Annotated in this window: 10 protein-coding genes and 1 tRNA gene; 9 read left to right on the top strand and 2 right to left on the bottom strand. The window is 61.3% G+C overall.

The window, feature by feature from the left end; translation table 11 throughout:
- The 6 genes from EN749_RS20640 to EN749_RS20615 all read left to right on the top strand — a co-directional run.
- The coding region (locus EN749_RS20640) for a glycosyltransferase family 2 protein (protein ID WP_145990959.1) at window positions 1-928 on the top strand (928 nt) is incomplete at its 5' end.
- Window positions 921-1,622, top strand: a complete 702-nt coding sequence (locus EN749_RS20635; RefSeq protein ID WP_128363854.1) for a class I SAM-dependent methyltransferase — start codon at window positions 921-923, stop codon at window positions 1,620-1,622. The genes EN749_RS20640 and EN749_RS20635, both read left to right, overlap by 8 nt.
- Window positions 1,600-2,067, top strand: coding sequence for a GtrA family protein (locus tag EN749_RS20630; protein ID WP_245472646.1), 468 nt, complete (start codon window positions 1,600-1,602; stop codon window positions 2,065-2,067). The genes EN749_RS20635 and EN749_RS20630 overlap by 23 nt, the downstream gene beginning before the upstream one ends.
- Before the next feature lie 38 nt (window positions 2,068-2,105).
- Entirely contained in the window at window positions 2,106-3,587 is a 1,482-nt protein-coding gene (locus EN749_RS20625) for a hypothetical protein (protein WP_128363853.1), read from the top strand.
- Between the two features lie 196 nt (window positions 3,588-3,783).
- Window positions 3,784-5,697 (top strand): acyltransferase family protein, encoded by a 1,914-nt coding sequence (locus tag EN749_RS20620; protein ID WP_128363852.1) that lies wholly within the window; start codon window positions 3,784-3,786, stop codon window positions 5,695-5,697.
- 77 nt (window positions 5,698-5,774) lie between these two features.
- Window positions 5,775-5,848: transfer RNA gene (locus EN749_RS20615), tRNA-Gly, on the top strand.
- A 2-nt stretch (window positions 5,849-5,850) separates the two neighbouring features.
- Here the strand turns inward: EN749_RS20615 and EN749_RS20610 are convergent.
- Window positions 5,851-6,087: a hypothetical protein gene (locus tag EN749_RS20610; RefSeq protein ID WP_127266711.1), complete on the bottom strand. Its 237-nt coding sequence runs from the start codon at window positions 6,085-6,087 to the stop codon at window positions 5,851-5,853.
- A gap of 130 nt (window positions 6,088-6,217) precedes the next feature.
- Window positions 6,218-7,207 (bottom strand): LysR family transcriptional regulator, encoded by a 990-nt coding sequence (locus EN749_RS20605; protein WP_127395813.1) that lies wholly within the window; start codon window positions 7,205-7,207, stop codon window positions 6,218-6,220.
- A gap of 312 nt (window positions 7,208-7,519) precedes the next feature.
- On the opposite strand from EN749_RS20605, the gene chvE reads away from it, so the two are divergent.
- The 3 genes from chvE to EN749_RS20590 all read left to right on the top strand — a co-directional run.
- Window positions 7,520-8,590: a multiple monosaccharide ABC transporter substrate-binding protein gene (gene chvE, locus EN749_RS20600; RefSeq protein WP_127395812.1), complete on the top strand. Its 1,071-nt coding sequence runs from the start codon at window positions 7,520-7,522 to the stop codon at window positions 8,588-8,590.
- A 121-nt stretch (window positions 8,591-8,711) separates the two neighbouring features.
- On the top strand, window positions 8,712-10,244 hold the full coding sequence (gene mmsA, locus EN749_RS20595; RefSeq protein WP_128363851.1) for a multiple monosaccharide ABC transporter ATP-binding protein: 1,533 nt from the start codon (window positions 8,712-8,714) through the stop codon (window positions 10,242-10,244).
- Window positions 10,241-11,316: sugar ABC transporter permease (locus EN749_RS20590; protein WP_145990958.1), on the top strand; the 1,076-nt coding region annotated here is incomplete at its 3' end. The genes mmsA and EN749_RS20590, both read left to right, overlap by 4 nt.

Genomic DNA, 11,316 nt, shown 5'->3' with positions numbered 1-11,316 from the left:
GGTAACGGCCGCATGCCTTGAACAAGGCCCTTCCTACGAGATCGTCCTTGTCATCGATGGCGCGACCGACGGTACGCGCGAAGCCATTCTCCAGCTGGCTGAAAAGGACGACCATGTCGTCGCCATCGACCTTGCCCGCAATTACGGCCATCAGATCGCGTTGAGCGCCGGGCTCGAATTCTGTCGCGGCCAGCGCATTCTCATTCTCGATGCCGACCTGCAGGATCCGCCTGAACTGCTCGGCGCGATGATGACGAAGATGAACGAAGGCTTCGATGTGGTCTACGGCCAGAGGCTGACGCGCGATGGCGAAAGCTGGTTCAAGCTCGCCTCCGCGTCCATGTTCTATCGCTTGCTGCGCCGGATGGTCGACGTCGACATAGCCCCCAATACCGGAGATTTCCGGCTGATGAACCGTCGCGCGCTCGACCATCTGAACGCGATGCCAGAGCGTTACAGGTTCATTCGCGGCATGGTGAGCTGGATCGGGCTGAAACAGGTGGCCTTTCCCTATGAGCGGCACCGCCGCTTTGCCGGAACAACCCATTATCCGCTGAAGAAAATGCTCCTTCTGGCGGTCGACGCGATGACCAGCTTCTCCATCGTGCCCTTGCGGTTCGCCTCGCTGCTCGGAATGGTGTTCGGGCTTCTGGGGCTGGTCGTGCTCGGCTACACGCTGCTCGAATGGTCGGTCGGAAACGTCTTGCCCGGCTGGACCAGCCTTGCCGCGATCGTGCTGATCCTCGGCAGCGTCCAGCTTATGGTGCTCGGAATCTTCGGCGAGTATCTCGGGCGCATGTACATGGAGACAAAGCGGCGGCCGCTCTACTTCGTCAACGAGATCGTTTCGCGCAGCCAGGCAGTGGAGGACGGCGAATTGCCGGTCCATCGCCTGCAGGAGATGGCAAAGAGGGCCGCACGTGCTTGAGGCGGAGTTCGACCAGTTTGCGCGGGAATATCAGGAGCAGCATGCCGCAAGCATAAGGCTGAGCGGCGAAAACCCGGATTTCTTCGCCAGGTACAAGATCGACGACGTCGCCGCGACGCTGCGGCGGGCCGGTGTCAAACCGCGACGAATACTGGATTTCGGCGCCGGCGTCGGCAATTCGCTCGGCCATATGCGCAACGCGTTTCCCGACGCGGAGATCACCTTGCTCGATCCTTCGCGGGAATCGCTCGACATCGCCAGCAAGCGCTTTCCCGGCCAGGCCGCCTTCACGCATTTCGACGGCAAGACAATTCCTTTTGCCGACGGCAGCTTCGACCTGGCCTTCGCGGCCTGCGTCTTCCACCATATTCCCGAGGACCTGCAGATCGGACTGTTCGCCGAGATCGGCAGGGTGCTGGCCGATGGCGGCAGCTTCTTCGTCTTCGAACACAATCCCTGGAACCCGCTGACCACGCACGCGGTGAGAAACTGTGCCTTCGACGAAAACGCGGTTTTGATAAATTCGCACGAGATGCGCAGGCGCATGGCCGAGGCGGGCCTTGCCGATACGAGGATCGTCTACCGGATTTTCTTTCCTCGGATGCTTGCGAGACTGAGGCCGTTCGAGCGCTTCCTCACCAAGGTACCTGTCGGAGCCCAATATTTTGCGCATGTGGTCAAGCCTGCCGTTTGACTTCCCGAGGATGCTGCGATTTGGCGCCGTCGGTCTGTTGAACACGGCGCTGGGATACGCGGTCATCCTGGCCGGGCTTGCGCTTGGTCTGGGCGACATCCTTGCCAACGCCACGGGTTATGCCGCCGGCCTTGTCCTCGGCTTCTTCCTCAACCGCCAATGGACCTTCAGCAGAGCCGATGGCTTCCAGCCCGGAACCGCGCTGCGCTACGGGGGTGTCTTTCTGGTCGCCTACAGCATCAATCTGGCCGTCGTGATCGCCGCCCGTTCGGCAGGCATCGTCGAAAACCCGCTGGTCCACCTCGCGGGAATCTGCGTCTATTCGGTGGTTTTCTATCTTGGCTCGGCCCGCTTCGTGTTTGTGGGACGTGGGGACGACAGCACCGACCGCACAGTTCGGGTGGCCGACAAGCCTCGGCGGCAGCCCGCCAGTCCAACACCTTGAACCCAACTGTCACCGGAACCGATCAGAGGCGGCGCATCATGAACGACGCTCAGGCCAGTGTGGCGGCCGCGACATACAACGAGCGGAACAGGCTGATCTTCTGCCTGCTCGCGGCCTTGGCGATGGCGGGTGCGTTGGCTGCCCAGGCAAGCGCCACCCTGCAGGATCCCGACAGCTGGTGGCAAGTGAAAGTCGGTCTCGATTTCCTGACAAACCGGACATTTCCGACGGTCGATCCTTACTCCTACACGTTTGCCGGCCAGCCCTGGATTGCCAAGGAATGGCTGGGGCAGGTCCTGCTGGCTCTTGCCTACCGGGCGGGCGGCTGGAACGGGGTCGTCACCGCGATCATCGCCTCGATCTCCCTGACGGTTTTCCTCATAGGGTGGTTTCTCAGCGCATGGCTGAAACCGATCCTGGCGATTACACTGGCCTTCGCGGCGGTGTTCCTGATCAACCCGATCTTCACGGCGCGTCCGCATGTCTTCACCTTCCCGATCATCGTCATCTGGACGGCGGTGCTGTTCGGTGCGGCAAGGGAAGAACGGGCGCCGCCCTGGTGGCTGCTTGTGCTGGTCGTATTATGGGCGAACCTGCACGCCACCTTCACCTTGAGCTTCGTCATCGCGGCTTTCGCCGGTCTCGATCTGCTGGCGCGCACGGGCCTGTCAAAACCGCCCCTGCTGGCGAAGTGGATCGCGTTCGGCCTGCTTTGCCCGCTGGTCAGCCTGATCCACCCGTACGGCGTCCAGGCCATCCTGGCGACGCTCGCCGTGGCTTACGGCAACGAGGCAGTGTCGCTGATCATGGAATGGAAACCGTTCAATCCGCCGGACAGTCCCGTCCAGGAAGCGGTGATGCTGCTGGCGCTTTTCGGGCTATTGGTGTCCCGATTGCGAATTGGCTGGGCCAAGGCGTTGTTCGTCGTCTTCACCTTGCATGTCTATCTCGCCCATGTGCGCTTCATGTACCTGTTCTTCCTGCTGATTCCGCTGGTGATGGCGGCCGAGGTCGCACAGCAATATCCCTCGCTTTCAGCCACCGCGTGGCTGGCCGAAAAGCGCGACGGGCTGGAGAGATTCTTAGCCAGGCGGTTCTACGCCATCTGCGGCACGGCAGCCGTTCTGCTGATTGGCGGGGTCGCTGTGCTCGGCAGCGTCTATCAGGTAGCGCCAAGTCCGAAGACATCGGCCAGCGGGGCGCTGGCATTCGCGCAAAGCCATCATCTATCCGGCAACGTGCTGAATTCCTACAATTTCGGCGGCACGCTGATTTTCCACGGGTTCAAGACCTATATCGACGGACGGACGGACCAGCTGTTCCTCGGCGGTTTCACAAAGAGCGATAACGACACCGGACGCGGCGACGGCAAGCCGCTCCTCGAAGCCCGCCTGAAGAAATACGCAATAGATTGGGCGCTGCTATCGGCCGACGACAGCCGCATTCCCTTCTTCGACCAGTTGGGCTGGAAACGGGCCTATTCGGACGACTACGCGGTAATCTATCTGCCCGGCGCCTGATCCCGGTGCGTTCCTGGCTAATTTCGCGACAGCAATATATGCCTTGACACCCATGTTGCAGCGCAGCAAAATTGCTGCCTGAGGGTAAGCCTGTGAGATCGACGAGCCGGGATTTTCAGCACGATCGACGACATCGCCGCATGAGCGTGTCGGGTGCGGCCGCACGGATCCTGGTGGTCGCGCGCGGGCCGGCCGGATGAACTACCGGCGCGACATCGACGGCCTGCGGGCCGTTGCGGTGCTGCCTGTCGTGCTCTTCCATTTCGGCGTGTCTGCCATTCCCGGCGGCTTCACCGGTGTCGACATCTTCTTCGTCATATCGGGCTATCTGATCAGCGGCAGCCTGCTCGATGATCTTGAGCGGGGCCAATTCTCGATCGGCCGCTTCTACTGGCGCCGCGCACGGCGCATCCTGCCGGCGCTGACCTTCGTCATCCTGCTCGCGAGCATTGCCGCCTGGTTCATCCTTCTGCCTTCGGATCTCCACGAATTCAGCCTTAGCGTGATCGCCGCCTCGACCTTCTGGTCGAACATCTATTTCTGGAAAACGACGAACTATTTCTCCATCGACGCCGAACTGCGGCCGCTCCTGCACACATGGTCGCTTTCGGTGGAAGAGCAGTATTATATCTTCGCGCCGATCCTCCTTTATCTGATCTACCGATTCGTCTCGAAGCGCTGGCTGACGGTACTTCTGCCGATGGCCATCGGCAGCTTTGCCCTGGCAGTCATAGCAACCTCGCTGGCACCGACGGCAGGGTTCTATCTCTTGCCGACGCGCATATGGGAGCTGGCGCTGGGCGCCATGCTGATGTTGCGGAAGCCTCCGGTCCTAGCCAGTCGGCTGGCGATGGACCTGATCGGCCTCGCCGGCTTTGCCCTGATTGCATTTGGCTTTGTGATGATTTCGGACAGCGATCCGTTTCCCGGCTACAATGCCCTATTCCCCTGCATCGGAACAGCTCTGCTGATCTATGCTGGCCAGGATAGCGCCGACAGGCCGGCACCTGTCGCCACTCGCGTGCTTCGGTTGGCGCCGCTGGTCTGGGTCGGCCTCATTTCCTATTCGCTTTACCTCGTCCACTGGCCAATCAACTCCTTCGTCCATTATCTCTCCTTGAAGACTGTCGGTGTGCCAACGATTATCGCGATGACGGTTGCCAGTTTCGCCTTGGCGGCATTCTCCTGGAAATACGTCGAGCAACCCTTCCGCCACAAACGAGCCTATACCGCCCCGCTGCCCATCTTCGCCTTTTCGGCGACGGCAATCGTGCTGCTGTGCGCCGGTGGTTTGGCCGGCGCACTGGGCAACGGTTTCCCGCAACGTTTTCCGGATTTCTCGACAGAACGTATCCGGGTCGGCGACTGGCGCAACGGCATCTGTTTCAACGAAAACGGGACCCGCATCGAAGACTGGAACCTTGCCGACTGCACCCGGACAACGGGCTTTGCCACCAATGTGCTGCTGTGGGGCGATTCTTTCGCTGCCCACTATGTTCCGGGACTTGAGCCCAACGCCCAGAAAATCCAGGCCAATGTCATCCAATACACCTATGCCGGCTGTCCGCCCGACCTGACCTATTTTTCCTATGCTCGGCCTGCCTGCACCCGCTTCAACGAACGGGCCTTGTCGATCATTCGCGACGCCAACATCCAGGCGGTGATCCTGAGCGGCCGATGGACCGACTACCAGGCCAGGGGTTTCGACGGCCTGCAGAAGACGATCGATCGGCTTCGCGAGATGGGGGTCAAGGTCTATACCGTCGGCCAGTCTCCGGAATTCATCGCCGACGTCCAGAAGATCGCTTTCTTGGTGAGACGGGAGCATGCCGGAACCACATCCTGGCCGATGGCTATGGATCCGGACATCAACGCCCGGGTTCTGCCGTTCACCAAAGGGGCCGATTTCATAGATCCGCTGACGTATCTGTGCGACTCGGCCGGTTGTTCATACGCCGATGCCACGACCAATGAATTTCTCTACTTCGACTATGGCCACTTCTCTTCCGCCGGCGCGACGCTGGCCATCTCGAAATACTGGCCAAGCTTCGCCACCAGCAATGAGGTCGCGGAGGCAAAACGGCAAATCACGGCCGCGGGCGCGCCGTGATCCGCAGCACGACCGTCGTGAGAACAGACCGCTTTGCGATTGCCCGAAGGCTAACCCTCATGGTAACGAGGGCGCACGCGGGTATGATGTAATGGTAGCTTGTCAGCTTCCCAAGCTGAACGCGAGGGTTCGATTCCCTCTACCCGCTCCAGTCTAAGGCGTCAGAACCATTTCAGCGCCTGCCTGTTCGTCGAACACAACCGAGCAGCCTCGCGCAAGCGCCACCGTTGCGAGGGCGTTTGCTGCCACGTCATCCGATGAAACGAAATCGCCGGTCAACACCCGCAATTCTTCAACGCCTTCAGCCATGGAAACGAAATTCCCGACCGATCGATCGTGCTTGCAGGCCTCGATCACGCAAAGCAGATCGATGATTTCGAAGCTGCGCATGTTCAGCCTCCAGAAGAAATCGTCCCTTGCAAGATCATGAACGCATCGGCGGGAAACAATGTTCCCAGCTCGCTTTCGCCAGCCTCGGCCTGGCGGTGCTTTCGCCGGACAACCTTACCCGAGCGAGCCATCATCCCACTTCCCTCAGAATGAAGTCGTGCAGCATCTTGGCAGCCGGCGACAGTGCGCGATTCCTGACCGTGATCAGGCTGTAGGGCCTGACCTCGATGTCGAATTCGGTCTGGACGACGTCGATGGCGCCGGCCAGCCCGTCAGGGTTCTGGATGAATTTCGCCACCTGGACAGAGACCGGTGCGATGGCATCGGATTGCGCGACCATGACCAGGGTCAGGAGCAGCGAACTGGTGTTCAGGATACGGTCCGGCAAAGCGATGTTGCGGTTGAGGAAGTTGCTCTCCATGGCCTGGCGCAAGGGCGAGCCGCCAGACTGGAAGACCCAGTCATAGGCGGCGGTCTCTTCCAGCCGCACCGCCTCGCCCTTGGTGAGCGGATGGCCCCGGCGCACGATCAGGCAGGCCTTCTCCACCCCGATGACGCGCGACTCGAACAGCCGCGGATTGAGATCGTCCGGGATGCGCGCGATGATGAAGTCATGGCGCGTGGCGATCAGCTCGCGTGCCAGCACATTGGAGGTCTCGACCTGCATGGTGATCTCGATGCGCGGATAGATGCGGCGGATTTCACGAATCGCCGGCACCGCCAGTTCGATTGCCGGCGCGGTCACGGCACCCAGGAAAACCGAACCGCCCTTGCCCGCCTTGAGTTCGGAAATCTCGCGGTCCACCTCGCGCATCTCCAGCAGGATCGAGCGCGCCCGCCTGGCCAAAGCCTTGCCGTATGGCGTCAAGGTGATACCGCGCGGCAGCCTCTCGCACAGCTTGACCTCCAGCACCGCCTCCATCTCCGCGATCATGCGCGAGGCGGCCGGCTGCGAAATGTTCAGAACCTGGGCTGCCGCGCTGACCCGGCTGTGGTCGTCTAGCGCGACGATCATGCGCATGTGACGCAGACTGAGACCGCTGCGCAGCAGGGTTTCGCCATCGCCCGGTGCTTCTCTGTAACCATTTGAAGCTGTTGTCGGATTCCCGGGCCGCGCCATCGCTTTTCCCTGCCTTCTGCTCGTGTACGGCCGACATTGGAGTCAGCCCGTCACGTCCCAATACATATACCAACCATGATATAGCAACCATCAAAGATCGCATTTGACAGTTATGGCAAAGACCCACACCCTCCGCGCGTTCCAAGACGTGACGGTCGCTGACGAGAAAATCGTATCGATTGAATCAGCGTCTCGGGGCCATGGGAGGATACCGGAGATCGATATGACGGCAGCAGTGCCCTTGGCGCTTCTGCACGATTGCGCGGCCCGCGACCCCCGGGGTGCCGCGTCCATCAAACAGGGAGAGTTAAAGTGAAAATCATCAAGACACTGGCCGCCGTCGCGGCCCTTGGCATCGCTGCCATGACCTACTCGGCGCACGCAGCCGACAAGGGTCTTGTCGGCGTGCTGATGCCGACCAAGACCTCGCAGCGCTGGATCAATGACGGCGACGCCGTCAAGTCCCAGCTCGAGGCTCTCGGCTACACCGTCGACCTGCAATACGCGCAGGACGACATCCCCAACCAGCTCAGCCAGCTGGAAAACGAAATCACCAAAGGCCCGAAGGCGCTGATCATTGCTTCGATCGACGGCACCACCCTGTCGGATGCTCTGCAGAAGGCCGCTGACGCGGGCGTCGTCGTCGTCGCCTATGACCGCCTGATCAAGAAGACCGCCAATGTCGACTACTACACCACCTTCGACAATTTCGGCGTCGGCGTGATCCAGGCGAATTCGCTGGTCAAGGGCCTCAAGGAGCGCTTCCCGAACACCAAGCCGTGGAACGTCGAACTGTTCGGCGGCTCGCCCGACGACAACAACGCCTTCTTCTTCTACGACGGAGCCATCTCCGTCCTGCAGCCGCTGATCGACGACGGCTCGATCAAGATCAAGTCCGGCCAGACCGGCATGGACAAGGTCGGCACGCTGCGTTGGCTCGCCGCCACTGCCCAGGCGCGCATGGACAATCTGCTGTCGGCCAACTATTCGGACGGCAGCCGCGTCGATGGCGTTCTTTCGCCCTATGACGGCCTGTCGCGCGGCATCACCGCCTCGCTACGCGCCGTCGGCTACGGCACCGAGGCTCAGCCGTGGCCTGTTGTGACCGGCCAGGACGCCGAGACCGCTTCGGTCAAGCTTATCATCACGGGCGAGCAGTACTCGACCGTGTTCAAGGACACCCGCGAACTGGCCAAGGCCACCGTCGAACTCGTCGACAAGGTGCTCTCGGGCGGCAAGCCGGACGGCCTCGATGAAAAGACCTACAACAACGACGTCAAGGTCGTTCCCTCGATCCTGTTGACGCCGCATGAGGTCGACAAGTCGAACTACCAGGCACTGGTCGTCGACTCCGGCTACATCAAGGCCGACGAACTGAAGTAACCCCGGTTACAAAGTCAGGGGTCCTGCGCAACGCAGGGCCCCTTTTCGTTCACCAGCGAGCCCGGTATTGTCGCCGACCTCGCCGGCAATGTTTGCCGACCTCTCAAGGAGCGGTTGTCCCATGGCCCCGACGATTTTGGAGATGCGCGACATCACCAAGACGTTCCCCGGCGTGAAGGCGCTGTCGAACGTCAATCTCAGCGTCGAGGAAGGCGAGATTCATGCCGTGGTCGGCGAGAACGGCGCCGGCAAGTCGACGCTGATGAAGGTGCTGTCGGGCGTCTATCCCTCAGGAACCTATGACGGCCAGATCATCTTTAACGGCGAGGAATGCCAGTTCAAAGGCATCCATGACAGCGAGCGCAAGGGCATCGTCATCATCCACCAGGAACTTGCGCTGGTGCCGATGCTGTCGATCGCCGAAAACATCTTCCTCGGCAACGAGCACGCCAGATACGGCATCATCGACTGGAATTCCAACGAGGCGCGCACCAGCGCCCTGTTGAAGAAGGTGGGCCTCAAGGAGGACCCCAAGACGCTGATCACCAATATCGGCGTCGGCAAGCAGCAGCTGGTCGAGATCGCCAAGGCGTTGAGCAAGGAAGTCAAGCTCCTGATCCTGGACGAGCCGACGGCGTCGCTCAGCGAAAAGGACAGCCAGGCGCTGCTCGACCTTCTGCTCGAATTCAAGCGGCAGGGCATGACCTCGATCCTGATCTCGCACAAGCTCAACGAGGTGAACCGGGTCGCCGACAAGGTCACGGTCATTCGTGACGGGCGCACCATCGAGACGCTGGCCAAGAAGGACATCTCTGAAGACCGCATCATCACTTCGATGGTCGGCCGCTCACTCGACGACCGCTATCCGCCGCGCGAGCCTGACATCGGCGAGGTCGTGTTCGAAGTGAAGAACTGGTCGGTCTATCACCCGATCCATGCCGAGCGGCAGGTGATCAAGGGCATCGACATCAACGTGCGCAAGGGCGAAGTGGTGGGCATTGCCGGGCTGATGGGCGCTGGCCGCACCGAATTCGCCATGAGCCTGTTCGGCCGCTCCTACGGCCGCCGCATCTCCGGCGAGGTGCTGCTCAAGGGCAAGCCGGTCGACGTATCCTCGGTGAGCAAGGCGGTCCAACACGGTATCGCCTACGTCACAGAGGACCGCAAGACCTACGGTCTCAACCTCATCGACCATATCAAGCACAACATCACGCTGGCCAATCTTGGCGGCGTCTCGCGCCACAGCGTGATCGACGACATGCGCGAGCTCGCCGTTGCCAACGACTATCGCAAGAAGACCAATATCCGCGCTTCCAGCGTCTATCAGATGACCGGCAATCTCTCCGGCGGCAACCAGCAGAAAGTGGTGTTGTCGAAATGGCTGTTCGCCGACCCGGACGTGCTGATCCTCGACGAGCCGACGCGCGGCATCGATGTCGGCGCCAAGTACGAAATCTATACGATCATCGCGCGACTCGCCTCGGAGGGTAAGGCGATCGTGGTCATCTCGTCGGAAATGCCGGAATTGCTCGGCATCACCGACCGCATCTACGTCATGAACGAAGGGCGCATCGTGGGCGAAATGCCCGCCGCGGAAGCAAGCCAGGAAAAAATAATGCGCGCCATCGTTCGTGGAGAAGGAAAAGCAGCATGAGCACCGAAAGCGCCCCCGCCCCGCAGGGCAACGTCGCCGAAGAGCAGCGCCCACGCATCGCCGTCTCGGCGCTGACGACGAACCTGCGCGAATACGGCCTGATCCTGGCGCTGATCGCCATCATGGTGTTCTTCCAGTTCACCACGAACGGAACGCTGTTCAAGCCGGTGAACCTGAGCAACCTGGTGCAGCAGAACTCGTTCATCATCGTGATGGCGCTGGGCATGCTGCTGGTCATCGTCTCCGGCCATATCGATCTAAGCGTTGGCTCGGTCGCTGGCTTCATCGGCGCCCTGGCGGCGATGATGATGGTCATCTGGCCGCTTGGTCCGTTCAGCAACCCGCTGGTGGTTTCGATCATCTGCCTCATCGTGGGCGGCGCGATCGGCGCCGCGCAAGGCTACTGGATCGCCTATCACCGAATACCGAGCTTCATCGTCACGCTGGCCGGCATGCTGATCTTCCGCGGCATCTGCCAGGCCCTGCTGGGCGGCGGATCCTCGGTGGGGCCGCTACCCGATGGCTTCAAGGCGCTCAGCTCCGGCTTCATCCCGGATGTCATCGGCCCGCTGACGCTGATCCCGCCTACGGTGAACGCGGCCGGCAAGACCATCATGGGCAGCGGCCTGACGCTGCACATGACGACGATCGTGCTGGGCCTGATCGCTGTGCTGGCCTACGCCTATTTCGGGGTGAGGACGCGCCGCAAGCGCGAACGCCATGGCTATGAGGCCGAGCCCTTTGCCCTGTTCGTCGTCAAGACGCTGGTCGGCAGCGCGCTGGCGCTGTTCCTGGTCTACCAGTTCGCCAGCTACAGGGGCCTGCCGGTGGTGCTGCTCGTCATGGGCGTGCTGATCTCGCTGTTCGTCTTCGTCACCAAGCGCATGACCATCGGCCGCCGTATCTATGCCATGGGCGGCAATTCCAAGGCCGCGCAGCTGTCAGGCATCAACACCGAGCGACTGACGCTGATGGTGTTCATCAATATGGGCGTGCTGTCGGCGCTCGGCGGCCTGATCATCGCGGCGCGACTGGGACAGGCGGTGCCGGCCGCGGGCCTCGGCAGCGAGCT

It is taken from the genome of Mesorhizobium sp. M7A.F.Ca.ET.027.02.1.1, assembly GCF_004022985.1.
In the GTDB taxonomy this organism is placed as follows: domain Bacteria; phylum Pseudomonadota; class Alphaproteobacteria; order Rhizobiales; family Rhizobiaceae; genus Mesorhizobium.
Note: the sequence above shows the minus strand (reverse complement) of the source record. Positions and strands in the feature narration are given on the sequence as shown.

Excerpts from the sequence above, each read along its gene's own strand:
- EN749_RS20625 (WP_128363853.1), top strand. The coding sequence starts at position 2,106 with ATGAACGACGCTCAGGCCAGTGTGGCGGCCGCGACATACAACGAGCGG.
- EN749_RS20610 (WP_127266711.1), bottom strand. The coding sequence starts at position 6,087 with ATGCGCAGCTTCGAAATCATCGATCTGCTTTGCGTGATCGAGGCCTGC.
- EN749_RS20605 (WP_127395813.1), bottom strand. The coding sequence starts at position 7,207 with ATGGCGCGGCCCGGGAATCCGACAACAGCTTCAAATGGTTACAGAGAA.
- EN749_RS20630 (WP_245472646.1), top strand. The coding sequence starts at position 1,600 with ATGTGGTCAAGCCTGCCGTTTGACTTCCCGAGGATGCTGCGATTTGGC.
- EN749_RS20620 (WP_128363852.1), top strand. The coding sequence starts at position 3,784 with ATGAACTACCGGCGCGACATCGACGGCCTGCGGGCCGTTGCGGTGCTG.
- mmsA (WP_128363851.1), top strand. The coding sequence starts at position 8,712 with ATGGCCCCGACGATTTTGGAGATGCGCGACATCACCAAGACGTTCCCC.